The organism is Agromyces protaetiae, from assembly GCF_004135405.1.
In the GTDB taxonomy this organism is placed as follows: Bacteria; Actinomycetota; Actinomycetes; order Actinomycetales; family Microbacteriaceae; genus Agromyces; species Agromyces protaetiae.
This window is the reverse complement of sequence record NZ_CP035491.1, coordinates 1,017,130-1,042,442: the sequence shown is the minus strand read 5'-3', so window position 1 is coordinate 1,042,442 and position 25,313 is coordinate 1,017,130. Positions and strand designations below refer to the sequence as shown.

At 70.7% G+C, this 25,313-nt stretch carries 24 protein-coding genes and 2 pseudogenes; 14 read left to right on the top strand and 12 right to left on the bottom strand.

Features of this window, described 5'->3' with window-relative positions:
* The first annotated feature begins 93 nt into the window (after positions 1–93).
* Positions 94–2,115: an acetate--CoA ligase gene (gene acs / locus ET445_RS04850; RefSeq protein ID WP_129189333.1), complete on the top strand. Its 2,022-nt coding sequence runs from the start codon at positions 94–96 to the stop codon at positions 2,113–2,115.
* A gap of 111 nt (positions 2,116–2,226) precedes the next feature.
* Here the strand turns inward: acs and ET445_RS04845 are convergent, their stop codons facing one another.
* From ET445_RS04845 to ET445_RS04835, 3 genes are all read right to left on the bottom strand, one after another.
* Positions 2,227–2,754 carry a hypothetical protein gene (locus tag ET445_RS04845; RefSeq protein ID WP_129189331.1) on the bottom strand — a complete coding sequence of 176 codons (528 nt, stop codon included), beginning with the start codon at positions 2,752–2,754 and terminating at the stop codon, positions 2,227–2,229.
* Between the two features lie 114 nt (positions 2,755–2,868).
* A complete protein-coding gene (locus ET445_RS04840; RefSeq protein WP_208008546.1) occupies positions 2,869–3,639 on the bottom strand; it encodes a DNA alkylation repair protein in 771 nt (256 codons plus the stop codon).
* A gap of 97 nt (positions 3,640–3,736) precedes the next feature.
* Complete coding sequence (locus ET445_RS04835) at positions 3,737–4,291, bottom strand: hypothetical protein (RefSeq protein ID WP_129189327.1); 555 nt, start codon at positions 4,289–4,291, stop codon at positions 3,737–3,739.
* A 352-nt stretch (positions 4,292–4,643) separates the two neighbouring features.
* Here ET445_RS04835 and ET445_RS04830 point away from each other — a divergent pair, with 352 nt between their 5' ends.
* Both ET445_RS04830 and ET445_RS04825 read left to right on the top strand, forming a co-directional pair.
* A complete protein-coding gene (locus ET445_RS04830) occupies positions 4,644–6,068 on the top strand; it encodes a DUF6421 family protein (RefSeq protein WP_129189325.1) in 1,425 nt (474 codons plus the stop codon).
* A gap of 16 nt (positions 6,069–6,084) precedes the next feature.
* Positions 6,085–6,777: an SDR family NAD(P)-dependent oxidoreductase gene (locus ET445_RS04825; RefSeq protein ID WP_424922879.1), complete on the top strand. Its 693-nt coding sequence runs from the start codon at positions 6,085–6,087 to the stop codon at positions 6,775–6,777.
* Here the strand turns inward: ET445_RS04825 and ET445_RS17555 are convergent.
* Positions 6,684–7,295 (bottom strand): hypothetical protein, encoded by a 612-nt coding sequence (locus ET445_RS17555; RefSeq protein WP_208008545.1) that lies wholly within the window; start codon positions 7,293–7,295, stop codon positions 6,684–6,686. The two genes, ET445_RS04825 and ET445_RS17555, sit on opposite strands and share 94 nt — an antisense overlap.
* 209 nt (positions 7,296–7,504) lie before the next feature.
* Complete coding sequence (locus tag ET445_RS04815; RefSeq protein ID WP_129189323.1) at positions 7,505–8,263, bottom strand: hypothetical protein; 759 nt, start codon at positions 8,261–8,263, stop codon at positions 7,505–7,507.
* Positions 8,264–8,344: 81 nt separating this feature from the next.
* Between ET445_RS04815 and ET445_RS04810 the strand changes: the two genes are divergently transcribed.
* The 3 genes from ET445_RS04810 (at position 8,345) to ET445_RS04800 (ending at position 10,894) form a co-directional block, all read left to right on the top strand.
* Positions 8,345–8,725, top strand: a complete 381-nt coding sequence (locus ET445_RS04810) for a phage holin family protein (RefSeq protein WP_165314294.1) — start codon at positions 8,345–8,347, stop codon at positions 8,723–8,725.
* 61 nt (positions 8,726–8,786) lie between these two features.
* Complete coding sequence (locus tag ET445_RS04805) at positions 8,787–9,182, top strand: ArsR/SmtB family transcription factor (RefSeq protein WP_129189319.1); 396 nt, start codon at positions 8,787–8,789, stop codon at positions 9,180–9,182.
* A 2-nt stretch (positions 9,183–9,184) separates the two neighbouring features.
* A complete protein-coding gene (locus ET445_RS04800) occupies positions 9,185–10,894 on the top strand; it encodes a SulP family inorganic anion transporter (RefSeq protein WP_208008639.1) in 1,710 nt (569 codons plus the stop codon).
* Positions 10,895–10,899: 5 nt separating this feature from the next.
* Here the strand turns inward: ET445_RS04800 and ET445_RS04795 are convergent, their stop codons facing one another.
* A complete protein-coding gene (locus ET445_RS04795; RefSeq protein WP_243695331.1) occupies positions 10,900–11,421 on the bottom strand; it encodes an EXPERA domain-containing protein in 522 nt (173 codons plus the stop codon).
* A gap of 80 nt (positions 11,422–11,501) precedes the next feature.
* Here ET445_RS04795 and ET445_RS04790 point away from each other — a divergent pair, with 80 nt between their 5' ends.
* Together ET445_RS04790 and ET445_RS04785 are read left to right on the top strand one after the other, a co-directional pair.
* A complete protein-coding gene (locus ET445_RS04790; protein WP_243695330.1) occupies positions 11,502–12,824 on the top strand; it encodes a sensor histidine kinase in 1,323 nt (440 codons plus the stop codon).
* On the top strand, positions 12,821–13,612 hold the full coding sequence (locus ET445_RS04785) for a response regulator (RefSeq protein ID WP_129189311.1): 792 nt from the start codon (positions 12,821–12,823) through the stop codon (positions 13,610–13,612). The genes ET445_RS04790 and ET445_RS04785 overlap by 4 nt, the downstream gene beginning before the upstream one ends.
* 105 nt (positions 13,613–13,717) lie before the next feature.
* On the opposite strand, the gene ET445_RS04780 is transcribed toward ET445_RS04785, so the two are convergent.
* Both ET445_RS04780 and ET445_RS04775 read right to left on the bottom strand, forming a co-directional pair.
* Complete coding sequence (locus tag ET445_RS04780) at positions 13,718–14,110, bottom strand: cupin domain-containing protein (protein WP_129189309.1); 393 nt, start codon at positions 14,108–14,110, stop codon at positions 13,718–13,720.
* A pseudogene (locus tag ET445_RS04775) lies at positions 14,107–15,464 on the bottom strand (MFS transporter). Before ET445_RS04775 ends, ET445_RS04780 begins: the two are co-directional and overlap by 4 nt.
* Positions 15,465–15,586: 122 nt before the next feature.
* Between ET445_RS04775 and ET445_RS04770 the strand changes: the two are divergent.
* The 5 genes from ET445_RS04770 (at position 15,587) to ET445_RS04750 (ending at position 20,280) form a co-directional block, all read left to right on the top strand.
* Positions 15,587–16,471 carry an ABC transporter ATP-binding protein gene (locus tag ET445_RS04770; protein ID WP_129189307.1) on the top strand — a complete coding sequence of 295 codons (885 nt, stop codon included), beginning with the start codon at positions 15,587–15,589 and terminating at the stop codon, positions 16,469–16,471.
* Positions 16,468–17,655 (top strand): ABC transporter permease, encoded by a 1,188-nt coding sequence (locus tag ET445_RS04765; protein ID WP_129189305.1) that lies wholly within the window; start codon positions 16,468–16,470, stop codon positions 17,653–17,655. The genes ET445_RS04770 and ET445_RS04765 overlap by 4 nt, the downstream gene beginning before the upstream one ends.
* 43 nt (positions 17,656–17,698) lie before the next feature.
* A complete protein-coding gene (locus ET445_RS04760) occupies positions 17,699–18,778 on the top strand; it encodes a threonine aldolase family protein (protein WP_129189303.1) in 1,080 nt (359 codons plus the stop codon).
* Between the two features lie 107 nt (positions 18,779–18,885).
* Positions 18,886–19,506, top strand: a complete 621-nt coding sequence (locus ET445_RS04755; protein WP_341769739.1) for a nitroreductase family protein — start codon at positions 18,886–18,888, stop codon at positions 19,504–19,506.
* A gap of 153 nt (positions 19,507–19,659) precedes the next feature.
* Entirely contained in the window at positions 19,660–20,280 is a 621-nt protein-coding gene (locus tag ET445_RS04750; protein ID WP_165314293.1) for a DUF2510 domain-containing protein, read from the top strand.
* Positions 20,281–20,324: 44 nt separating this feature from the next.
* On the opposite strand, the pseudogene ET445_RS04745 reads toward ET445_RS04750, so the two are convergent.
* Positions 20,325–21,373 (bottom strand): annotated as a pseudogene (locus tag ET445_RS04745) (zinc-dependent alcohol dehydrogenase family protein).
* 24 nt (positions 21,374–21,397) lie between these two features.
* On the bottom strand, positions 21,398–21,871 hold the full coding sequence (locus tag ET445_RS04740; protein ID WP_129189299.1) for an aromatic ring-opening dioxygenase LigA: 474 nt from the start codon (positions 21,869–21,871) through the stop codon (positions 21,398–21,400).
* A gap of 83 nt (positions 21,872–21,954) precedes the next feature.
* On the opposite strand from ET445_RS04740, the gene ET445_RS04735 reads away from it, so the two are divergent.
* Positions 21,955–23,238: an MFS transporter gene (locus ET445_RS04735; RefSeq protein WP_243695329.1), complete on the top strand. Its 1,284-nt coding sequence runs from the start codon at positions 21,955–21,957 to the stop codon at positions 23,236–23,238.
* A 30-nt stretch (positions 23,239–23,268) separates the two neighbouring features.
* Here the strand turns inward: ET445_RS04735 and ET445_RS04730 are convergent, their stop codons facing one another.
* Positions 23,269–24,873, bottom strand: a complete 1,605-nt coding sequence (locus tag ET445_RS04730; RefSeq protein WP_129189295.1) for a carboxylesterase/lipase family protein — start codon at positions 24,871–24,873, stop codon at positions 23,269–23,271.
* Positions 24,874–24,921: 48 nt separating this feature from the next.
* Positions 24,922–25,293: a VOC family protein gene (locus tag ET445_RS04725; RefSeq protein WP_129189293.1), complete on the bottom strand. Its 372-nt coding sequence runs from the start codon at positions 25,291–25,293 to the stop codon at positions 24,922–24,924.
* Positions 25,294–25,313 lie beyond the last annotated feature (20 nt).

Below are 25,313 nucleotides of genomic sequence, written 5' to 3'. Positions count from 1 at the left end.
GGTGTTACGCCCGTGGTCGGCCGCGCGGCAGAGTCCGCGGCGGCGGGGTTAGCGTCGAAGCATCCCTCGATTCCCGTCCGATCGGAGTGCCGCATGTCCGCCCCCATCACGGCCCTCGGCGGCGACGCGGCGGTCTACCCGCCCGACCCCGCCTTCGCCGCGCAGGCCAACGTCGACGCAGCCTTCGTCGAGGCTGCCGCCGCCGACCCGCTCGCGTTCTGGGCGCGCGAGTCTTCGCTGCTCGAGTGGGCGGAGCCCTGGCAGACCCTGCACACGTGGGAGCCGACGGATGCCTCGGGCACGACGATCCCGAAGGCGACCTGGTTCGCGGGCGGGCAGCTGAACGCCGCGGTGAACGCCGTCGACCGGCACGTCTCGGCAGGACACGGCGACCGCGTCGCGTTCCACTTCGAGGGCGAGCGCGGCGACCGTCGTTCGATCACCTACGCCGAACTCGAGCGCGAGGTGTCGCGCGCGGCGAACGCCCTCGCGGCGCTCGGGGTCGAACAGGGCGACCGCGTCGTGCTCTACCTGCCCGTGCTCATCGAGACCGTCGTCGCGACGCTCGCGGTCGCGCGGCTCGGCGCCGTGCACTCGCTCGTGTTCGGCGGGTTCAGCGCCGAGGCGCTGCGATTCCGCGTCGAAGACACGCGGGCGAAGGTCGTCGTCACGAGCGACGGGCAGTTCCGCCGCGGCACGGCCGTCGGTGTGAAGGCCGCGGTCGATGAAGCCGTCGCGGGGCTCGACCACGTCGAGCACGTCGTCGTCGTGCGCCGCACGGGCGACGAGACGCCCGACACCCCGTTCACCACGGGCCGCGACGTCTGGTGGCACGAGGCGCTGGCAGAGGCATCCGACCGCCATGATGCCCAAGCCTTCGACGCCGAGACCCCGCTCTTCATCATCTACACGTCAGGCACGACCGGGAAGCCCAAGGGCCTCGTGCACACGACCGGCGGGTATCTGACCCATGTCGCAAGCACCTTCCGCTCGGTGTTCGACGCGAAGCCCGATTCCGACGTGTACTGGTGCACGGCCGACCTCGCGTGGGTCACGGCGCACAGCTACGTGCTCTACGGGCCGCTCCTCCACGGCATGACGAGCGTCATCTACGAGGGCACGCCCAACACCCCGCACGCGGGGCGGCACTTCGAGATCATCGAGCGCTACGGCGTCACGACGTACTACACGGCGCCCACCCTCGTGCGGTCGTTCATGAGCTGGTTCCCCGAGGGGCTCGCGGCCGGAGCCGTAAACGTGCCCTCAGGCGGCTGGGACTTCTCGACGATCCGTCTGCTCGGCTCGGTCGGCGAGGCGATCAACCCCGCCGCGTGGGAGTGGTTCCGGGCCGAGATCGGCGTGGGCCGCGCACCGATCGTCGACACGTGGTGGCAGTCCGAGACGGGCGCCGCGGTCATGGCGCCGCTCCCGGGACTCTCGACGCTCAAGCCGGGCTCGTCGCTGCACGCGCTCCCCGGCCTCACGACGCGCGTCGTCGACGACCATGGCGACGACGTCGCCCGCGGCCAGGGCGGCTACCTCGTCATCGACGGCACCTGGCCCGGCATGGCCCGCACGGTGTGGGGCAACCCCGAGCGGTACCGCGACTCGTACTGGGCGCGCTTCGCACACCGCGGCTTCTTCTTCTCGGGCGACGGCGCGCGGCTCGACGCCGACGGCGACGTCTGGCTCCTCGGCCGTGTCGACGACGTCATCAACGTCTCGGGCCACCGGCTTTCGACGATCGAGATCGAGTCGGCGCTCGTCGCGCACCCGTCGGTCGCCGAGGCGGGGGTCGTCGGCGTCTCCGACGACACGACGGGCGAAGCGATCGCGGCGTTCGTCGTCACGGCAGACGGTGCGGAACATCGGGCGGATGTCTCGCCCGAGGCCCTCGCCCGGGCCGCCGCGCTCCGCGCGCACGTCGCCACCGCGATCGGCCCCATCGCGAAGCCGCGCGATCTCGTGTTCGTGAAGGAGCTGCCGAAGACCCGCTCGGGCAAGATCATGCGGCGCCTGCTCGTCGACCTCGCCGAGGGCCGCACGCTCGGCGACACGACCTCGCTGCAGGACTCCACCGTGCCGACGCGCATCGCCGAGGTGCTCGCGGGCTGAGACCCGAAGCCGCTCAGACCCGAAGCCGCTCAGACCCGAAGCCGCTGGAACGCCGAAACGGGCGCCGCCCTGGATTCCCAGATCGGCGCCCGTTCCGAGCTGTGGGGCAGGTCAGGCCTTCTTGGCGTCGTCCTCGACGTCGGCCTCGGCTGCGGCGGCCTCTGCGACGTCGTCGATCGCACCCTCGGCCTCGGCCGCGGCGACCTCGGTCGACTCGACGGCTTCGGCGATCGGGGCGTCGGCGACGACCTCGTCGACCGCGGGAGCGGCGGCGACCGGAGCGACCGCGACTTCGAGTTCTTCGACGTCGTCGAAGTCGTCGTCCGCGTCGGCGGGCAGGGCGGGCTCTTCGTCGGACGACGAGAAGGCGCCGAGGCCGATGAGCAGCGCGAACGCGGCGAGCGAGACGACGATGCCGACGATGCCGGCGCCGAGCACGGCCGCGAAGATCTGCACGGCCGACTGGCTCGCGTAGACGTCGATGACGGTCGTCTCGGTCTGGCTCGTGAGCGCGGTCACGAGGGTCGTGTTGGCCTGCGACGTGAGGAGCGCGCCGACGACGGTGACCGCGGCGGAGCCGACGAGTCCGATGGTCGGGAAGAGGAGCTTGACGGCGGGGGACAGGCTGGATGCAGCCATGGAGGTGCCTCGTTTCGAGTGGGAGGGGGCGGGGTGCTCCGTCGAGGCTAAGCGACGACCCTATGCCTTGGCTATGCCTGTTTCGCGGTACGACCGCGTCACCGCATCACGGCGTCACCGCATCGCGCGGTAGCCGGCCCGCTGCTCGGCGCTCAGATGCTCGGTCGCATACGACAGCATCGTGCGCGGCACCCGGGCCGCATACTCGTCGAGGAAGCCGAGGAGGTCGTCGAGACTCACACGTTTGCCGACCTCGCGGAGCATCCACCCCACGGCCTTGCGGATGAGGTCTTCGCGGTCTCCGACGAGCACCTCGGCGACGGCGAGCGCCGGTCGCGAGTCGCCGGCCTTGATCGCCGCGAAGGTCGCAAGGGTCGCGACGCGGCGCTCCCAGAGGGAGTCGGATGCCGCGAACTCGGCGACGAGTGCCGGCATGACCTCGGGCACGGGTGCGATCTCGTAGAAGATCCCGCCCACGAGGTACTCGGCCGAGGCGTCGACGAGGTCCCAGTTGTCGACGCGCCCGGCGCGGACGTGCGCGAGGTACGCCCGGTGCAGGTCGAGCCTCAGCGCGTCGTCGCGCGTGCGCGGGCGGCCCGCACTGCGGAAGCGATCGACCATGACGACGAGCCCGCACAGCCGGTGCTCGTGCACCGGGCTCTCGAGGAGCACGTCGATCTCGGCCTGCGGCAGGTCGGCGAACCGCTTGGCGACCGCCCGTGTCGCAGGCACCGTCACGCCGAGGAACACGTCGCCCTCGCCGTACTCGCCCGGCCCGGTCTTGAAGAACCCCTGCGAGCCGGCCGCCCGTACGGGGTCGGCGCGCTCGTCGAGCGCGCGGACCACGTCGAGCGCGGTGGGCGCCGAGGCATCCGTCGCTGTCACGTCACCCATTCTGACGACGACCGCCGACAGGCGCACTCGAAGCCCCGCACGCGCACGAACGCGGGATCCCGCTCGGGGATCCCGCGTTCGCGACCGATCATTCCGCGCCTTCGCGCGACTCGTCCTGCTTCACCTGGCGCACCTGCTCGGAGGAGCCGGGCGGCGTCGGGGTGGGCGTCTCCTCGGGGCGAGGGGCCGTGGGGCTGAGGTCGTCGTCGACGGTGTCGGCGACCGGCACGCGGAGGTTCTTCTTGTCGAGCCGCATCGACTCGACGGCCGACGGCGGCGACACGAACTGTGTGACCGACGACGGAGTCAGGAAGCGAGAGGCATCCTGCTTGTCCTGACGCAGCGCGTCGGCGACGTACGAGCCGACCTGCGACGGCGTGAGCGTCGAGTGCCGCTGCTGCCACGCGTCGGCGAGCCCCTGCAGGCGGTCGCTCGCGGCATTGATCGCGCGCTCGCGGTTGCGGATCTCGAGACGCAGCTGCGCGGCCTCCGCGCGAGCCATGTCCTGCAGTTCGGTCTGGGACTGGATCTGCGGGGCGGGCTGGGCCGCGCCGTCCTGTCCGCGAAGACTGGCGCATCCGGCGAGGGCGGCGACGCTCAGCGCTCCCACGAGCACCGCGGCGCTCGTCTTCTTGGCGTTCATGATGACTGCTTCCTTTCGGTATCGGGGGATGTCGCTGACGCTACGGATGCCTCGGGGGCACGTCGTCCGGAGCATCCCTCGTCGCGGCGGCGGAATCGGCGCGCGTTCTCGGCCCGGATGGCGCAGCCGCCCCCAGTGCTGTCCGAAACGGCCTCCGGGCTGGCACGCACGCCGGTTCACTGCGCGGGACGGTGGAAATCCGCGCGATAACCCCGCAGAACGCACGATTCCCGCGTTCTAGCTCAACCAACCGGCGCGGTTCGCCTCTTAGCCTTGATGAACGCGGCGATTCCCGTCGTCGCACCGTCCCGCCGCGCACACGGCGGCCAGACCTCGAGGAACGGAGGTTCCCATGTCGCAGACCAGTGTCGACACCATCGTGGGCGAACCCGAGGTCCTCGAGGACGAGGTCGTCACCGCCGCCACGATCGCCCTCGCCGACGGCGTCGAGCACGACGCATCCTGGCTCGCGCTGAAGGACGCCGCGACGACGCTGCAGTCGCTGCAGGTGAAGGACGGCTCGGTCGCCGAGGATGCCGACCGCGCCGAGGCATCAGCCCTCGTCGACGTCATCGTCGAGTCGGTCGCCGCGCTCGCGCCGCGCTTCCCGCATGACGCCGCGTACCTCGCCGCCCTGCAGGCCGACTTCCGCCGCTGGCAGGCCGAGGGGCTCGGCGTGCCCGATTTCCTCGATTCGCTCGTCGAGTTCCAGCCGCAGCAGCACCGCGTCGACGGCGTCCGCCACCTCGTCGTGTTCCCGATGTACACGCAGAACGGATCGCCCGACCGGCACGTCGAGGCGCTCGTCGTCGAGACGATCTGGCCCGAGTTCATCGCCGAACTCGAAGCGGGCCAGTACGGCAACAAGCTGTTCGTGAGCCTGCGCCTCGTCGACTTCACGCCCGGCTACGACACGAACTCGGCCGTGCTCTTCCCCGAGACCGTCGCGATGCGCGAGATCCCGCCGTTCACGTGGGGCGCGATCTTCCAGGACCGCGAGGCCGCCCGCTACCGCAGGGTCGTGCGCGCGGCATCCGAGATCACGAAGCTGGAACTGCCGGCCGACGCCGCCGCCCTCCTCGACGACCAGGAGCTCGCCGAGCGCACGTTCGTGATGTGGGACATCATCCACGACCGCACCCACATGCGCGGCGACCTGCCGTTCGACCCGTTCATGATCAAGCAGCGCATGCCGTTCTTCCTGTACTCGCTCGAAGAGCTGCGCTGCGACCTCACGGCGTTCCGCGAGTCGGTCAAGATCGAGCGGGATGTCACGGCCGGCCCCGTCGCGCGCGAGCACGCCAAGCTCGTGCAGTACGCCGTCATCTTCGACCGCATCTTCCGCTTCGCGATCACGGGATCGCGCGTGCGCAACTACGACGGCCTCGGCGGGCAGCTGCTGTTCGCGTGGCTCCACAAGCAGCACGTGCTCGAGTGGCGCGACGTCGAGCTGAGCTTCGACTGGACGCGCGTCGCCGACGCCGTCGTCGGCCTCGGCGACGCCATCGACGAGCTCTACTGGGAGTCGATCGACCGCCCGAAGACCGTGCACTGGCTGAAGGCGTACGAACTCGTCTCGTCGGTCGTGACGCCGAACCCCGCGTCGATGTGGGCCGAGGGGCTGCCGCGCGAGGTGCTCGCGGGCCCGCCCAAGGGCTACACCGACCTCGTGATGGACGACGAGTTCCCGCTGTCGATGTTCTTCGAGGCGCTCGACAAGAAGATGAAGCCCGTCATCGAGTCGACGGTGGGCATTACGGGCGCGTCGGCCGTTTGACGACGAGAATGACGGCATGACGGATGTCTCCGACATGAAGGATGTCTCGGGCCGCACGGTCCTCGTCGCGGGCGCGACGAGCGAGTCGGGTCGCGCCGTCGCGAGGGCGCTGCTCGCGGCGGGCGCCCGTGTCGTCGTCGTCGGCAGCGATCCCGCGCGCATCGAGGCGGTCGGAGCCGAACTGCGCGACCTCGGCGACGTCGCCGCCGAAGTCGCCGACCTGACCGAGGAAGACGCCGTGCTCGAACTCGCGATGCGCGTGCACGCGCGCGACGGCGCGATCGACGGCGTCGTGCACCTCGTCGGCGGCTGGCGGGGCGGCGGCGGCATCCCGGGGCAAAGCGACGACGACTACCGGTTCCTCGAGCGGTCGTTCACGGCGCTCCGGCACGTGAGCCGCGCGTTCTGGGGCGACCTCGTCGCGTCGACCGCCGGTCGGATCGCGATCGTGTCGTCGGTCACCGTGCTCGCCCCGTCGGCCGGTGGCGCGAACTACACGGCCGTCAAGGCCGCGAGCGAGTCGTGGATGCGTTCGCTCGCGCAGGGATTCGCGAAGGCGGATGCCTCGGCCGCAGCCGTGATCTTCCGCGTGCAGTCGCTCGCAGGCCTCGAGGATCAGCTCGCGGCGTCGGTCGTCGGGCTCTGGTCGACGGATGCCTCGGGGCCCAACGGGTCGGTCGTGACGCTGTCGGCGCCCACCGGAGGCTGATCCTCCTCGGGTTCAGCGGGCGGCGGAACCGGCGCGCCGTCCTCGGGCGCGTCCGGATGCTCCGGCATGGGACCGCCCTCGGGAAGCTGCGCCGGATCGTCGGGGGCCGGATCCGCAGGCGTGGGCTCGTCGGGGGTCGGCTGCGGTTCCTCGGGTGCCGGGTCTGTCGGGGCGGGGGCTTCGGGGGTCGGCGACGGCACGGGCGTCGGCGCGGGCGTGGGAGTCGGCGCCGGCGTCGGCACAGGGGTGGGCGTCGGCGCGGGCACGGGCGTCGGCGGGTCGGGTTCGGCCGACTCGTCGACGCCGATATCGGCCCCGCCGACACCGGCCTGCTCCGCCGGCGGCTCGTGGTCGACCTCGTCGTTCGGCGTGGCGGGCACAACGCCGACCCACTTTCCGATGACGCCGGGCCCGTCGCCGCCGCCGATTGCCGCCTGGGCGCCGATGCCGACGCCGGCCGCGCACATCGCGACGACCCCGAGCGACGAGACGACGACCGCGGCGCGCGTGCGACGCATCCGTTCGCGATATGCGCGCTGCCTACCCGCAGCGCTCGACATCGAGCTCGACTGCTCGAGACGCGCACCGATGCCCTGAGGGCGCGGTCGTCGTCGAAGTCGGAGCATCCCGGCCACCATAGGCGACTCCGGCGCCCCTCACAAGGGGGTGCGTCTGGTGAAGCGGTCTCGGAAGCGTCCTCCCGCGACTCGGGCGGTCGCGCTGCTCGTCAGCGTCGGGAGTCGAGGAATCGCGCCCAGTCGCCCGACTCCTCCTCCTTGCGCCGACGGGCCTCGATCGCCCCGGCGCGCTTGCCGCGCAGCCCGACGCTGAGCGCCCAGAAGTAGCCCCCGACGCCGACCGCAACCAGGAGCATCCCCGGTGCAGGCGAGATCGCCCCCGTCAGCCCGTAGGCGAGCAGCAGCATTCCGACGCTGAAGACGAACCCGACCCACCACCAACGAGCGCCCGCGAGGACGATGCCTCCGGCGACCGAGCCGCCGACGAACGCCACGAGGAACAGGCCCACGCCGACCGCGGCGAGCACGGCGACCGCCGGGAGGTACCGGTCGACCGACGTCTCCCCGGCGTCCGACATCGCGCTCAAGCCCGCGGTCGCGAGCGCCGCCACGAGGAAGCAGGCGATTCCGACGACCAGCGCCGACGTGTTCGCGAGCTCCCATCTGCGAAGCACGGGGAGGTCTTCGCCGGTTCCACGCCGCTGTTCGAGTTTCAGGACCCGCGACCAGACCGCCATGAGCGACCCCGCGCCGATGAGGCCGACCGTGGAGAGGATCAGCGGGACGAGCACCCAGAGGGGCAGCGCCTCGGCTCCGGCCGAGATCGGGATCAGGCTCGCGAGCATCGCGACGACGAGCACGCACAGGCTCCCGACGGTCGCCCACGCAAGCCCCCGCCGGACGCCGATCGCGCGCCGCATCCAAGGGAGGTCCTTCTTCGGCGACGCAGGGGTCTGCTTCGGGCTCACCCCGACACCCTAACCTTCCGGGCCGACCGCTCGATGTATCGGGCCGGTGACGGGAGCACCGCCGGACGATACGCTCACCGCATGGTGCGTATCCTCATCCGGCTCGCGATCTTCCTCGGCACGGCCGCGCTGGCCCTCTTCATCGCAACTCTCCTGATCCCGGGCTTCCGCGCACAGTTCGGCGGCTTCATCCTCGCCGTCATCGTGTTCGCGGTCGTGCAGACGTTCCTCGCCTGGCTCGTCGAGCAGCTCTTCGCCAAGGCGGCTCCGACCGTCGCGGGCGTCGCGGGGCTGATCTCGACGGCGCTCGCGCTGTGGATCGCGACGTGGTTCCCCGGCGGGCTTCGATTCGACGGGCTCGGCGCGTGGGTGCTCGCAGCCGTCGTCGTCTGGATCCTCACCGCGATCATCACATGGGCGGTCGCGAAGTTCCTGCCGTCGAAGACGACGACGCAGCGCTGATCGACGTTCCACCCCTACGTGCTCTCGCGTCCGCACGATATGATGATTCCCTCATATCGTCATGTCGAGGGAGACGCTCGTGCTGAGCGAACCGAACCGCCCGCTCTACGAGGTCAAGGCCGGCCTCTTCAAAGGCCTCGCGCACCCCATCCGCATCCGCGTACTCGAGGTGCTCTCGGCGCAGCCCGAGGCATCCGTCTCCGAACTCATCGCCGCCACCGGCCTCGAGGCCTCGCACGTCTCGCAGCACCTCGCCGTGCTGCGGCGCAACCGGCTCGTCGAAGCCGAGCGGCGCGCGAGCCTCGTGTACTACCGGCTCGCGTATCCGCAGGTCGCCGACCTGCTCCGCGTCGCGCGCGCGCTCCTCGGCGAGATCCTCGCGACGACCGAGCGACAGCTCGTCGAGCGCGACGGGCTCCCCGAGATCCCTCCGGTTCCGAGCGCGGTGCACGCATGAGCATGGATGGTTCGAAGCGGTCGGATGCCTCCCCCGCGCGCGTCTCGTCGGCGCTCCGCCGCGCGTGGTCGCACACGAGAGACCTGCTGCCCGCGGCATCCGACTACCGCGACCTGAAGCGCACGTGGCGCGGCGACCTCCTCGCGGGCGTGACCGTCGGCATCGTCGCGCTGCCGCTCGCACTCGCGTTCGGGGTGTCGTCGGGCGCGGGCGCCGAGGCGGGGCTCGTGACGGCGATCGTCGCGGGACTCGTCGCGGCCGTGTTCGGCGGATCGAACGTGCAGGTGTCTGGGCCGACAGGGGCGATGGTCGTCGTGCTCGGGCCGATCGTCGCTGCGCACGGCCTCGGCGTGCTCGGCATCGTGTGCCTCATGGCGGGGCTCATCGTGCTCGTCGCGGGCGCCTTGAAGCTCGGACGCGCGGTGACCTACATCCCGTGGCCGGTCATCGAGGGATTCACGCTCGGCATCGCGGTCATCATCTTCTTGCAGCAGGTGCCTGCGGCGATCGGAGTCGCTCCGGGGCCGAGCTCGAACGCGTTCCTCGCCGCGGTCGAGGCCGTGCCGACCGCCCGCTGGCCGGAGCTCGGGTGGACGCTCGCGATCGTCGCCGTCGTCGCGCTTATCATGGTGTTCGCGCCGCGCATCCATCCGCGCTTCCCGGGCTCGATCGTCGCGATCATCGTCGTCACGATCATCGCCGTCGTCGCGGCCCTCCCCGTCGACACGATCGGCAAACTGCCTGCGGGCCTGCCCGCGCCGACCTTCCCAGGCGCCGACTGGGCCGTCGTCGCGAGCCTCGTCGGCCCCGCCGCGGCCGTCGCCGCCCTCGCGGCGATCGAGTCGCTGCTCTCGGCGCGCGTCGCGGCCTCGATCTCCGACACGGGCCCCTACGACGCCGACCGCGAACTCGTCGGCCAGGGGCTCGCGTCGATCGCCGCCGGATTCTTCGGCGGCATGCCCGCGACGGGTGCGATCGCCCGCACGGCCGTCAACGTCCGCTCGGGCGGCCGCACGCGCCTCGCCGCGATCACGCACGCCGTGCTGCTGCTCCTCGTCGTATCGTTCGGGGCGGCCCTCGTCGGAGTCATCCCGCTCGCGGCCCTCTCGGGCGTCCTCATGGTGACGGCCGTCCGCATGGTGTCGACCGCGACCGTCCGAAGCGTCGTCGGCTCCACCCGTGCCGACGCGATCGTTTTCGTCGCGACGGCCCTCATCACCGTGAGCTTCGACCTCATCTACGCCGTCCTGATCGGCATCGCCGCGGCCGCCTTCTTCGCGCTCCGCGCGCTCGCCCGGTCGAGCGGCGTGCATCGCGAAGAGCTCCCCGGTCCCGCCCAGCCCGGCGACGAGCGCATCGCGCTCTTCCGCCTCGAAGGCGCGCTGTTCTTCGGCGCCGCCGAGCGGATGCTCGAACGGGTCGGCGACATCCGCGGCATCGAGGTCGTCATCATCCGGATGTCCCAGCTGCAGATCCTCGACGCCACGGGCGCGCAGGTCGTCACCGAGCTCATCCAGGCGCTCGAGCGACGCGGGGTCACGGTGCTCGTCAAGGGCATCCAGACCCGGCACATGCAGCTCGCCGAGCGGGTCGGCGTCATCAAGTCGCTCCGGCACCACAAGCACCTGTTCGACGATCTCGCCCCCGCCGTCGAGCACGCCCGCAGCCATGTGCGGCGCGCGGCCGAGGCATCCGAAAGCGCCGCCCTCTGACGCTGTCAGAACTTGCGCGTGAAGGGCAGCGGCTTGCGCATCCGGATGAGCAGCAGGATCGGGATGAGCACGTACGGCAGGTTGAACACGAGGAACTTCGTCGCGTTGTGCGTGATGAACTCGGGCTCACCGAAGAACTCGACGCCGAACACGATGATGCCCGTGATCGACGCGATCATCGTCGCGTAGATGACGCTCGGCAGCTGGATCCAGTTCCATCCGCGCAGGATCGACGCGATGAGCAGCACGTAGAAGAACGGGTAGACGAACGCCGAGAGGCCCGTCACGATCCGCATCCACACGGGCGGATGCATGAAGAGCGGGTCGGCGTCGTGCGCATACCACCAGTTCGAGTTGACGAAGAAGTTCGACGACGGGTCGGAGAAGTCGACGCCGAGGGTCGGCACCATGTCGCTGATCATGCTCGTGATCGTGAAGAGCGCGAAGATCACGAGGAAGAAGATGTCGATCGGCCGCTCGCGGAGCGGCAGGTTGACGGGCTTCGTCGGCGTCGTAGGGGTGGTCATGGGTGATGAGCGTAGCGACAGTCGCGACATCCGTCGCGTGACGGATGCCTCGGCCGCGCGCCGCGGCTAGCGTGAAACGCATGTCCGAGGCATCCGAAGCGCTCTCGCCCGTCGTCGACGGCGTCGAGTGGGTGCGTCCGCGCCCGACCCGCGCGCAGATCCGCAACGACGCGGTCCTGGCCGCTGCGATCCTCGTCGGCTCGCTCGTGAGCGCCGTGCTCTTCCGCACGGCCGGTGTCGCGCTCGAGCTGCCGGCGTGGAGCGTGCCCGTCTGGGCCGTCGCGATCGCCCTCCCCCTCGCATTCCGCCGCATCGCGCCCGAGATCGTCGCCCTCGTCGTCGCGGCCGTCTTCATGATCGGCGGGCAGATCGGCGTCGGCGACACGCTCTTCGCCAACATCGCGCTCTTCATGGCCGTGTACTCGGTCGGCGCGTGGGGTCGCAGCCGGCTGCGCGTGCTCGTCGTGCGCACGATCATCGTCGTCGCGATGTTCGGCTGGCTGTTCTGGTGGCTCATCATCTCGTCGAACGCACCCGACTACCTCCCCGACCTCTCGCGCAGCGGCGGACCGTTCTCGCCCTACGTCGCGTTCGCGCTCATCCAGATCCTCACGAACCTGCTCTACTTCGGCGGCGCCTGGTACTTCGGCGACACGGCGTACCGCTCGGCTCGTGAGCGCACCGCGCTCGAGCAGCGCACGCGCGAACTCGCCGACGAACGCGAACGCGCCCGCGAACAGGCGGTCGCGCTCGAACGGCTCCGCATCGCGCGCGAGCTCCACGACGTCGTCGCGCATCACGTCTCGGTCATCGGCGTCCAGGCGGGCGCCGCGCGCCGCGTGCTCGACCGCGACCCGGCGCTCGCGGCCGAGTCGCTCAGTGCGATCGAGCAGAGCGCGCGCGAGGCGGTCGCCGAGCTCCACGGGCTGCTCGGCACGCTGCGCTCCGGAGACTCGGATGCCTCGCCGGCGACGGGTCCGATCGACGCGGCACCGCACGGAGTCGACGAATTGCCCTCGCTCGCGAACGAAGCATCTGCGAACGGCCTGCCGACGGAGTTCTCGGTCGTGGGCGATCCGGTGCCGACGAGCGGGCTCATCGGCGTCACGGCCTACCGGCTCGTTCAGGAGGCGCTCACGAACGTGCGGAAGCACGGCGGCGCCGGGGCGACGGCGGACGTACGTGTGCGGTGGAGCGACGACATCCTCGAGCTCGAAGTGTGCGACACGGGTGTCGGGGCGATCGCGACCGCGGGGCGCGCCGGAGGCGCGGGACTCGGACTCGTCGGCATGCGCGAGCGGGTCGCGGCGGCAGGGGGCGAACTCGAGGCCGGGCCGCGCCGCCGCGGCGGGTACCTCGTACGGGCGAGCCTGCCCCTCCGTCGCAGCGAGGTCGGAGCGTGAGCGACAGCGGTGCGGGCACGGCCGAGCCCCGCGACATCCGCGTGCTCGTCGTCGACGACCAGGCGCTCGTGCGCGCCGGATTCCGCACCATCCTCGACTCGGAGCCCGGCATCGTGGTCGTCGGCGAAGCCGCCGACGGCGAGGCCGCGATCGAGGCCGTCGCACGGCTCGACCCCGACGTCGTGTGCATGGACGTGCAGATGCCCGGCATGGACGGGCTCACCGCGACGAGACGGATCGTCGAGGATGTCGCGGGCGGCACCCGTCCGGCGGTGCTCGTGCTCACGACGTTCAACCGCGAGGACTACCTCTTCCAGGCCCTCGAGGCCGGAGCGAGCGGGTTCCTGCTGAAGAACTCGAGCCCCGAACAGCTCATCGACGCCGTGCAGGTCGTGGCCCGCGGCGACGCGCTCCTCTCACCGGACGTCACCCGCGCCGTGATCGCGGCTGCCGCCGCGGGGCGGTTGCGCGGCGCGGTCGAACCCGCGTCCGCCTCTGCCGATCCGTCGCATGCGGCCCTTCCCGGCCCGAACGAAGGGCGACCTGCGACGGATCGCGGCCCGGGGAGCGCGCCGAGCGCGGTCGATGCGCTCACCGACCGCGAGCGCGAAGTGCTCGAACTCCTCGCGCTCGGCATCTCGAACGCCGAGATCGCCGAGCGCCTCTGGGTCGGCGAGTCGACGGTCAAGACGCACGTGTCGAAGGTGCTGCAGAAGCTCGCGCTCCGCGACCGCGTGCACGCCGTCGTGTTCGCGTACGAGCACGGAGTCGTCCGCCCGGGCGCCTGACGCACCTCGCCTGCCCAGTCGCCCCCCGTCGAACAGGTTCCCCCTGAGCCCACCGGCACTTCGGCGCCCGCGGTGCTGCGTACCGATCCCGCGAGAGAGAACGAGTCAGTCGAGCTCGCGGAGCTGCGCCGTGCGTTCGCTCGGGGTGTCGCCCGTGTTGACGGTCCCGCGCGGCTCGAAGAGGACGATCTCGGTCTCGGCATCGGCACGCGGGCAGTGCTGCACTCCGCGAGGGACCACGAACACCTCGCCGGGCCGGAGCGTCACTTCACGGACCGGGCCGCCGCCGCCGCCGTCGCGCAACTGGATCACGAGCGAGCCCGACACCACGAGGAACAACTCATCGGTGTCGGGATGGCTGTGCCACGTGAACTCGCCCTGCACCTTCGCGACCTTGACGTCGTAGTCGTTGACGCTCACCAGCCTGCGCGGCGACCAGTGCTCCTCGAACGAGTCGAGCGCAGCCCGGATGCTTCGGACGTCGTCTTGATTCGTCATCGCTCCACCTCTTGCTCGACCTCGGCCGCGCCATCGGCCCCGAGCTCGTCGGGCGAGTCGCCGGGCGTCTCGGCGTACTCCCGCGACAGCACACGGTACGAGCGGGTCGCGAACGCGGCGAACGCGATGACGACCATGACGAGCCCCGCGAAGAAGAACACGAGTGCGATCCCGCGCCCTGCGCCGTCGCCGAGCAGCCACCCCCACGCGTCGCGGCCCGCGCCGCTCTCCATGTAGGGGATGATCCAGAACTCGGCGATCGGCGCGATGAGGAACGCCGTGACGGGAGCGGCAGCGGCCTCGAACGCCGCCGCGAACCCGAACACGCGCCCTTGCGTGCGGTACGGTACGACCTTCTGGATGACCGTCTGTTCGGCCGCCTCGATCGCGGGAACGAGGGTCATGTAGAGCCAGATGCCCCCGGCGTAGAGCCACCACCAGTCGCGGATCGTGAAGAACGCGCCGAGCGCGCCCATGACCGCGACGAGCACGAGCATCGTGCGGATGGGGTTCTTGCCGAGGCCGAACTTCGCGACCGCGGCGCCGCCGATGAGGAACCCCGTCGCGCTCACCGCGAGCACGATCCCCAGACCTCGACGGGGAAGAGGATGAGCCCGTAGGGATCCATGAGCGCCATGTAGACGCCGCCGATGAGGTTGTTGAACGTCGAGAAGACGATGAGCGCGAAGAGTCCCTGCGCCGCACGGATCGCCCGGATGCTCCCGCGCAGGTCGAACGCCGACGCGGCGTCGTGGGTGCGCTCGGGCTGCTCTTCGGGGATGCGCACGAACGCGAGGTGCGCGAGCGCGAGAAGGGTGAATGCGATCGCGATGGCCAGCGTCCACCCCATGCCGAGCAACCCGACCGAAAGCCCCGAGAACACGCTCGTGACGATGAACGCGATGCCCTGCACCGTGCCGACGAGGCCGTTCGCGTTCGCATGCCGCTCGACGGGCACGAGCAGGGTCACCGTCGTCGAGAGCGCGATGTTGCGGAGGTTCTCGACGACCCCGCCGACGAGGATGATGCCCGTGAACAGCCAGAACCACGGCCCGCCGATGTCGACGAGCGCCGACTCGGGCTGTGCGAGGTAGATGCCTCCGGCGATCGCGAACGCCGCGAACGTGACGATGCTCGACACGAGCATGACCCGGTGCTTCTTGTACCGGTCGACGAGCGTGCCGAACAGGATGCCGAAGACGGCGACGAGCAGCATGTAGGCGCCGCCGACGATGCCCGTCGCGAGCACCGACCGCGTCTCGAGGTACACCCAGAACGTGAGCGCGAACCAGAGGTAGCTCGTCGTCACGTTGGCGACGAGCGTGTTGACGAGCACCTGGATGAACGTGCGCACCCTGGGAGGGTAACTGCGGCCCCCGACATCCGGTAGTCCGTCGCGCGGCGGAGCCGCGGGCCGCAGCGAAGACCCCCCGCGCGACGGATGACGCCGGCTCGAGGCATCCGTAGCTTGAAGCCATGCTCGAACTCGACCATCTCACCAAGCGCTACGGCGACCGGCTCGCGCTCGACGACGTGAGCTTCACCGTCGGCGACGGCCGCCTCACTGGATTCGTCGGCGGCAACGGCGCCGGCAAGACCACGACCATGCGGATCGCCCTCGGCGTCCTCGCCGCCGACGGCGGAACGGTCTCGATCGACGGCTCGCCCGTCACGACCGCCGACCGCCGACGCTTCGGGTACATGCCCGAAGAGCGCGGCCTCTACCCCAAGATGAAGGTGCTCGAGCAGACGGTCTACCTCGCCCGCCTGCACGGCTGGACGGCCGCCGCCGCCCGCCGCAACGCGACCGAACTCCTCGAACGGCTCGGCCTCGGAGAGCGGCTGAACGACACCGTCGAGTCGCTCTCGCTCGGCAACCAGCAACGCGCGCAGATCGCGGCCGCCCTCGTGCACAAGCCCGAGGTGCTCGTGCTCGACGAGCCGTTCTCGGGGCTCGACCCCATGGCCGTCGACGTCGTGCAGTCGGTGCTCGCCGACGCCGCCGCGGGCGGCGCACCCGTGCTCTTCTCGTCGCACCAGCTCGACGTCGTCGAGCGCATCTGCGACGACCTCGTCATCATCGCGGGCGGGCAGATCCGGGCCGCGGGCTCCCGTGAGGCGCTCCGCGCCGAGCACGGCACCGACCGTTGGGAGCTTCTCACGTCGGGCGACGCGGGCTGGGTGCGAAGCATCCCCGGCATCGAGGTCGTGAGCTTCGACGGCGGATGGGCGCTCTTCGAGGCCGAGACGGATGCCTCCCGCCGGGCGGTGCTCGAAGAAGCCGTCTCGCGCGGCGACGTCGTGAGCTTCACGCGCGAGCAGACCACGCTCGCCCAGATCTTCAAGGAGGTCGTGCGATGAGCACTGCGCTCGAAACCCTCACCGAGCAGCGCGAGCCGCGCTTCACCGAGACCGTCGGCCTCGTCGCCTCGCGCGAGATCATGTCGCGCCTGCGCAGCAAGGCGTTCGTCATCTCGACGCTCGTACTCATGCTCGCCGTCCTCGCGTCGGTCGTCATCGGCTCGCTCGTGAGCGCCAACCAGGAGCCGCCGAAGGTCGCCGTCGTGGGCGGGGCATCCGAAGCGATCTCGGGCGCCTCCCTGCGGATCGAGCCGACGGCCGACCTGGGCGACGCCGCGCAGGCGTTGCACGACGGCGATGTCGACGCGATCATCGCGCCGACGTCGGCGCTCGAGGCATCCGGCCTCTTGAACGACGACTCGCTCACGAGCGCGAGCTCCGCGGATGCCTCGGCCGCCGCCTCTGCCGACGCGTTCGACGTGACCGTGGTCGGCCTCGACCAGGTGCCGCGCGACGTCGTGCAGGCGCTCGCGGTGACGCCGCCGTTCGCGGTGCTCGAGCCGGCTCCCGCCGACCCCATGCTCGCCTACTTCGTCGCCTTCGGGTTCGGCATCGTGTTCTTCTTCTCGGCCATCACGTTCGGGTCGACGATCGCGCAGTCGGTCGTCGAGGAGAAGCAGACCCGCATCATCGAGATCCTGCTGTCGGCGGTTTCGGCGCGGGCGCTCCTCACGGGCAAGGTCGTCGGCAACAGCGTCATGGCGTTCGGGCAGATCATCGTCATCGCGGGGCTCGCGATCCTCGGGCTCGCGGTGACCGGTCAGCGCGTGCTGCTCGGCGGGCTCGGGCCGTCGGTGCTGTGGTTCATCGTGTTCTTCGCGATCGGCTTCGTCATGCTCGCGGCGCTCTTCGCAGCGACGGCGGCGACCGTGTCGCGCGCCGAGGACGTCGGGAACGTGACGACACCCGTGACGATGCTCGTGATGATCCCGTACTTCCTCATCGTGTTCGCGAACGACAACCCCGCGATCCTCACGATCATGAGCTACGTGCCGTTCTCGGCGCCGATCGGGATGCCGGTGCGCATCTTCCTCGAGCAGGCGCAGTGGTGGGAGCCGATCCTGTCGCTCGTGATCCTCGTCGCGACGACGGCGCTCGCGATCGTCGTCGGCGAGCGGATGTATCGCAACTCGCTGTTGAAGACGGGGGCGCGGGTGAAGTTCTCGGAGGCGCTGCGCGGGTAGCGCGCTCGGAGCGTGCTCAGCCGCGGAATGGGAGGATGGTTCGGTGACTTCGCAGCTCCATGACCTCTCGTTCCGCGGCTTCGCCTCAGACAACTACTCGGGCGTGCACCCCGAGGTGCTCGCCGCGATCGCGGCCGCCAACGGCGGGCACCAGATCGCGTACGGCGAAGACGCCTACACCGAGCGTCTGCAAGAGGTGTTCGCACAGCACTTCGGCGAAGGGGGCGAAGCGTTCCCCGTCTTCAACGGCACGGGTGCGAACGTCACCGGCATCCAGTCGATGCTGCCCCGCTGGGGCGCGGTCGTCGCGGCCTCGACGGCGCACATCAACACCGACGAGGGCGGCGCGCCCGAGCGCGTCGCGGGCATCAAGATCCTGAACGTGCCGACCCCCGACGGCAAGCTCACCCCCGAGCTCATCGACCGCGAGGCCTGGGGCTGGGGCGACGAGCACCGCGCGCAGCCGCTCGTCGTGTCGATCACGCAGACGACCGAGCTCGGCACGGCGTACACCGCCGACGAGATCCGGGCGATCGCCGACCACGCGCACGAGCGCGGCATGCGCCTGCACATGGACGGCGCCCGCATCTCGAACGCCGCCGCCTCGCTCGGCCTCCCGCTCCGCGCGTTCACGCGCGACGCCGGGGTCGACGTGCTGAGCTTCGGCGGCACCAAGAACGGTGCGCTCGGCGCCGAGGCGATCGTCGTGCTGAACCCCGAGGCATCCGAAGGCCTGAAGTACCTGCGGAAGCTCAACATGCAGCTCTCGAGCAAGATGCGCTTCGTGTCGGCGCAGCTCATCGCGCTCCTCGAGGGCGACCTGTGGCTGCGGAGCGCGTCGCACGCCAACGCCATGGCGGCACGTCTGCGTGACGCCCTCGAGGCGAGGCTCGCATCGGGCGACCTGCACGGGCTCGGCTTCAGCCAGAAGACGCAGTCGAACGGCATCTTCGCGACCCTGCCGGCGGGCGTCGCCGACACGCTCCGCGCGCGCGGCTTCAAGTTCTACGACTGGGATGCCGCGAAGCACGAGGTGCGCTGGATGTGCTCGTTCGACACGACCGAGCAAGACATCGACGCGTTCGTCGCGGCGATCGGCGAGGAGCTGCGGCGGGTCGCGTGACGGCGACCCCGGGTCATCCGGTTCGGAATACTCCCAGCGCGCATGCGTTTGAATGGAATGAGGTCAACGGAGCCCTGGTTCCGATTCCATTTCGAGAAAGCTCCGCCATGACCCTCGTCACCGAACTCACCTCGCGCAAGGCCGACACCTCGGCTCCCCTCATCGACGCGCTCGTCGAGCGTTGGAGCCCGCGCGCCTACGACCCCGCCGCCGAGATCTCGACCGACACCCTCCGCACGATCTTCGAGGCCGCACGCTGGGCGCCGTCGGCCAACAACGTGCAGCCCTGGCGCTTCATCGTCGCGCGCCGCGGCACGGCCGCCTTCACGAAGATCCACGACGCGCTCATGGGCTTCAACCAGGCGTGGGCCGACTCGGCGGCCGTGCTCGTCGTCAACCTCGCCGAGACCTCCGACGACGAGGGCAAGCAGCGCCCGTGGGCCCGTTACGATCTCGGTCAGGCGGTCGCGCACATGACGGTGCAGGCGCAGCACGAGGGCCTGCACACCCACCAGATGGGCGGCTTCGACGGGGCCCGCATCCACGCCGACTTCGACCTCGCCGAGAACATCGAGGTCGTCTCGATCACGGCGATCGGCGCGCTCGGCGACGTCGACGCCCTCCCGAGGTGCTCCGCGAGCGCGAAGTCGCGCCGCGCGTGCGCAAGGGGCTCGCCGAGCTCGTCATCGTCGGCGAGTAAGTCGACGCGGGCTCCCGCCCGCCTGTGATCCGCGCCCGGCGCGAGACATCCGCCCGCTAGAGGATGTCTCGTGCCGGGCGCGTTCTCGTTCGCGTGCCCTGTGGATAACGATGGGCCGGGACATCCGTCAGCCGGTAGCCTGGGCGGCCACCCGACGTCCGTCCCGCCGCAGGAGATTCACGTGACCGACAACGCCACCGCGTTCGCCCCCGGCTGGTACCCAGACCCGAGCAACGAGAAGCCGCTGCGCTGGTACGACGGCCGGGTGTGGACCCGTCATGTCTCGGTCGAGGGCGGGAGTGCTCCCGCCGTCCGGCCGGAGGGCGGCAAAGCCGACGCTGCCCCGTCGCTCCCCGTCGGCTCGAAGGTCTACACGACCTGGATCTGGGTGCTCGCCGCGCTTCCGCTCGTGTCGTACCCCTTCGCCGCCGTCCTCGACTACGCGGAGCGGTCGGGGGCGGGCTGGCTGCCGTCCGATCTCACCTGGGTGGTCGCGCTCGGCTTCGCGGTCTGGTTCGCGGTCCTCGACTTCCGCGCGCTCGGCGACCTCGGGTACTCGAACCGGTTCTCGTGGGCGTGGGTCATCCTCGCCATCTCCGTCTACCCGATCGGCCGCTCGATCCGCGTCGCCCGTGAGGCCGGCGGGCGCGGCCTCCGGCCGCTGTGGATCACGCTCGCCGGTTTCGCGGTGCTCGTCGCGATCTGGTTCGTGCAGGCGGCGGGCGGCAACACCTACGGGTTCCCGATCTCCATCCACACGTCGCACAGCGTCAGCCACTCCGAGACGGTCACCGTCGGCTGACCTGCGGCGCCTCCGCGTCAGCGCCGGGTCCATGCCGGCGCAGGCTACGGCCGCAGCAGCACCTTGACCGCGCGGCGCTCGTCCATCGCGGCGTACGCCTCGGCGGCTTCGCCGAGCGGTAGCTCGAGGTCGAACACGCGGCCCGGCTGGATCGCCCCGACCGCACGTCGGGCAGCAGCTCTTCGATGTACCCGCGCACGGGCGCGACCCCGCCGTTGACGCCGACGTTCGCGCTGAAGAGCGTGCGGATCGGCAACTCGGGCCCACCGTTCGGCACGCCGACATAGCCGACCATGCCACCGGGTCGGGTCGAACGGATCGCCTGGTCCATCGACTCCTTCGTGCCGACGCACTCGAGCACGAAGTCGGCGCCGATGCCGCCCGTCAGCTCTTGCACCGCGAGCACGCCCGCGTCGCCCCGTTCGGCGACGATGTGGGTGGCGCCGAAGTCGCGCGCGAGCTCTTGGCGCTCGCGGTGGCGGCTCATGGCGATGACGGTGGATGCTCCGAGCCGACGTGCGGCGATGACGGCGCAGAGCCCGACCGCCCCGTCGCCGACGACGGCGACGGACGAACCGGGCGTGACGCCTGCCGAGAGTGCGGCGTGGTGGCCCGTCCCCATGACGTCGGCAAGAGTGAGAAGCCCCGGCACTTCGCGGTCTTCGACGGGGCCGGGCACGACGACGAGCGTGCCGTCGGCGAGCGGCACCCGCACACGCTCGCCCTGGCCGCCGTCTGCGAAGGCGCCCTCGCGGTCGGCGCTGCCCCACCAGCCGCCGTGCAGGCACGACGTCGAGACGCCGTTGCGGCAGTTCACGCACGTGTTGTCGCACACGTAGAACGGGGCGATGACGAAGTCTCCGACCTTCACGATCGTGACGTCGTCTCCGATCGCTTCGACGACGCCGACGAACTCGTGGCCGATGCGCCGCGGAGCGGTCGTCGCGGTGATGCCGCGGTACGGCCACAGGTCGGAGCCGCACACGCACGCGGCCACGACCTTGACGATGGCGTCTCCGCCCGTCGACAGGACGGGGTCGGGCACCTGCTCGACGCGGATGTCGTGGGCGGCGTGGATCACGGTGGCGAGCATGATCCGAGCGTACGCCCGCGGCGGCTACGAGGTCTTCCGCAGCGGCGGAATGACCGTCCGGAGCGACCAGCCGAACAGGATGAACATGACCCCGACGCCCATCGCGAGCAGGGCGAGACCATAGGAGATGACCGAGGTGAAGAGCGAAGCCCGCAGGAACGAGCCGTTCATGACGGTGGCCCGCAGCGGGTCTTCGCGATCGAGCTCGGCGAAGGTCTTGCCGCCCGCCATGTCGAGCGAGTGCGAACGGATGACCTCTGCCTGCACGTAGGCGCTGATCGGGCCGCCCACCTGCTGTCCGGCGAGAATGGGCGCGTCGTCGGAGATGGTGATGTTCTCCGAGCGCAACTCGGCCGACACGAAGATCCACGCCGCGATCGCGACGAGGACCATCGCAATGCCGATGATGACGCCGGCCAGCCCCGTGAGCCGCACGACGCGGACCTGCCCTCGGTTGAGCACCGCCGCGCCGCCGGTCTCGAAGTCGTTCTCCGACATGCTTTCCTCCACCCCTGGAACAGCCGATGGCCCAAATCTAGCGCCAGACACGAGATGTCGGCGGCATTGACGAGAATGGTTCGGTGCTCGGTATCCGATCGTTCTGGGCGGCCCTTCCCGTCGAAGGCAGATGGCTGCTATCGACGGTCGCGATCCAGACGCTCGGGCGCGGTCTGACGCTGCCGTTCACGATCATCTACCTGCACGAGGTACGCGGGTTCGACCTCGCACTGTCGGGCACGCTCATGGCGCTCATCGCGGTCACGGGGCTCGTCGTGACCGGGCCCGGCGGCGCGCTCATCGACCGGTTCGGCGCGAAGCCCGTGCTGCTCGCGGGGCTCACGGCGATGATCGCGGGCTGCACGCTCCTCGCGTTCGCAACCGACCCCGTGACGGCGGGCGTGGCGCTCGTGCTCATCGGCGTCAACTTCGGCGTCTCGTGGCCGGGATTCAACGCCCTCATCGCGTCGGTCGTCGAGGGCGAGGTGCGCCAGCAGTACTTCGGCATCAACTTCGCGCTCGTGAACCTCGGCATCGGCGTCGGCGGCATCGTCGGCGGGTTCTTCGTCGACGTGCACGAGCCCGCGACGTTCGTCGCGATCTTCCTGGTGGATGCCGCGACGAGCCTCATTCCGATGGCGCTCCTGCTCGGGCCGCTGAGGCACGTGCGCACGCACGCGGAGCACGAAGACGACGCGGGCGAGGCATCCGACAAGGCTCCTTCGACCTACCTCGAGATCCTCCGACAGCCCGCGGTGCTGTGGATCACGCTCCTCACGTTCGTCGCCATGTTCATCGGGTACGGGCAGATGGAGGCGGGGTTCCCGGCGTTCGCGCGGCAGGTCTCGGGGGTGTCGACGCAGACCATCGGGTTCGCGTTCGCGGTGAACACCGCGGTCATCGTGCTCGTGCAGTTCCTCGTGCTGAAGGTCATCACGGGCAAGCGCCGCACTCGCGTCATGCAGGTCATGGCGCTCACGTGGGCGGTGTCCTGGCTCGTCCTCGGAGCGACGGGGCTCGTGCCCGACACGGTGGTCGCCGCGATCGGCGTGCTCGCGTTCATGGGCGTCTTCGCCTTCGGAGAGACGATGCTTCAGCCGACCGTGCCTGCGGTGTACAACGACCTCGCGAGCGACCGCGCACGCGGGCGGTACAACGCGATCAACGCCGCGGCGTTCCAGGGCGGGGCGATCACGGGCCCGGTCGCTGCGGGGCTCCTCCTCGGCCACGGGCTCGACGCCTGGTTCATCGCCGCGATGGTGGCCGGCTGCGTCGCGATCGCGGTGCTCGCGCTCGCGCTCGAGCGACGGATCTCGCCGAAGGTGAACGGGGTGACTGCAAGCGAGCCCGAGCCCGCCACCGAGTAGGACCCGTCCACGCTTGCGGACACGCACCGCTCACACGTGCGGTACGAACTCCTGCCACGCCAGGCGCTTCTTGCGCCGAGGATCGAGGACGACGCGGTCGACCCGGTCGAACACGAGTGTGCGGCGGTGCCGTTCCTCGTACTCGGGCCATCCCTCGCCGGGTCGCCCGCTCGCCGCGAATGCCGTCCAGTGCCGTTGCATCCGCCGCCCGACCCCGCGGAACATCCGCCTGCCGCCGAGCACCGTGAGCGCCGTGCCGACGGGGGTGTCGAACTTCTCGAACAGGGCGAAGAGCTCGAGCCCGTGCGTCGCGTCGAGCTCGAGGAGACGCGCGGTGCGCGGGGCCGCGTCGAACCGGTACGCGAACACGGGCGCGTAGCGCGAGTGGCGTTCGGCGACCTTGACGCTCGGGTACCAGAACGTGAAGTCGCCGCCGAAGTCGGCCGCGGCCCGCCGCTCGGGGAGGCCCGGGTAGCGGCGCTTGATGGCCTTGCGCGCCGGCTTCTTCGTGTTGGCGAAGATCGCGCGGATGCGCGGCTTCGTCGTCGGGAGGATGCCGATGCGTCCCTCGAAGAGCGACCCCTCGCGGTCGTTCGTGCCGATGATCAGCGGCACGCGGTGGGCGAGGCCGTCGCGGAAGGCATCGAGCGGCCGATGGGGCAAGAAGTCGCCGTCGATGACGGGTGCGAAGCTGATCGTCCCGGGGTACTCGTCGGGCGTGCGCACCGCGAGGGCCGTCGCGGCCTCGCACAGGAGTTCGGTGTCGGCGGTGCGAAGCATCCGGCCCGCTTCGTCGACCGCCTCGCCTTCGACGTCGTCCTCGTCGACGAGCCGACTGAGCTCTGCGACGTACTCGCGCGCCCACGTCGCCGCCGTCTCGGGCAGGTAGACGGCGTTCGCGGGCGACGACTGCGCGATCGCCCGCGCGAAGAGCCCCTCGGCCGCCGGCACGGTCATGAGGGTCGTGACCGCGTTCGCGCCCGACGACTCGCCGTAGAGCGTCACGCGAGAGGGGTCGCCGCCGAAGGCGCCGATATTGCGGCGCACCCACTCGAGTGCGGCGACCTGGTCGCGGAGGCCGACGTTGACATCGAACGGATGCCCCGGCTGCGCGTATGCGCGGAAGTCGAGCCACCCGAGGGCGCCCAACCGGTAGTTGAACGAGACCGAGACGACGCCGTACGCACGCACGAGCCGCTCGCCCTGGTGCGGATACTCGCGCGACGACCCGACGGTGTACGCGCCGCCGTGGATGAAGACCATGACGGGCCGCAGACCGGTTCGACCGGAGCGCCCGGCACCGCCGCCAGCTGTGCCGCGCTCGTCGGGTGCGATGACGTTGACCGTCAGGCAGTCCTCGCTGCGGGCGAGTCGGTCGGGCGCACCGAGGAACTGCCCGTTGCGGCGCTGCGGCGCGACCGGCCCGAACCGGCTCGCGTCGCGCACGCCGCTCCAGCCGGGTGCGTCGCGCGGAGCGCGGAATCGGCCACGGCCCGCGGTCGACGCGGCGTACGGGATGCCGCGCCAGATCCGTACCCCGCGACGGCGGATGCCGCGCACCGCACCCCGGTCGGTCTCGACGATGAGCGAGCGCGAGGCGTCCGCCCGCGTACCGTCCTCCCGCAGCACGAGCATGGCGGCATCGTAGAGGGTCGAGGTGAACCGCGGACGCGCCCCGCCCGATCAGCCTCGGGCGGGCAACTGCTGCAGCGTCCAGCGGTTGCCGTCGGGATCGGCGAACGACACGAATCGACCCCAATCGAGCTCTTCGACGCCGTCGGCCTCGACGCCGAGCCCCCGCAGATGCGCGAGCGCTTCGTCGGCGTCGGGCACGACGACCTGGATCGTGTTCTGGCGCCCGGGCTCGAGGTCGATGCCGAGCCCTTCGCCGATCGCGATCGAGCAGGCCGACCCCGGCGGCGTCAGCTGCACGAACCGCAGGCCGTCGAACGGCCGTTGGTCGTGGTCGGCGTTGAAGCCGATCTTCACGTAGAAGTCCTTCGCCCGGTCGACGTCGGTCACCGGTACGAAGATGAGCTCGATCTTCCAGTCCATCGCGTCCCCCTCCGCTCAGG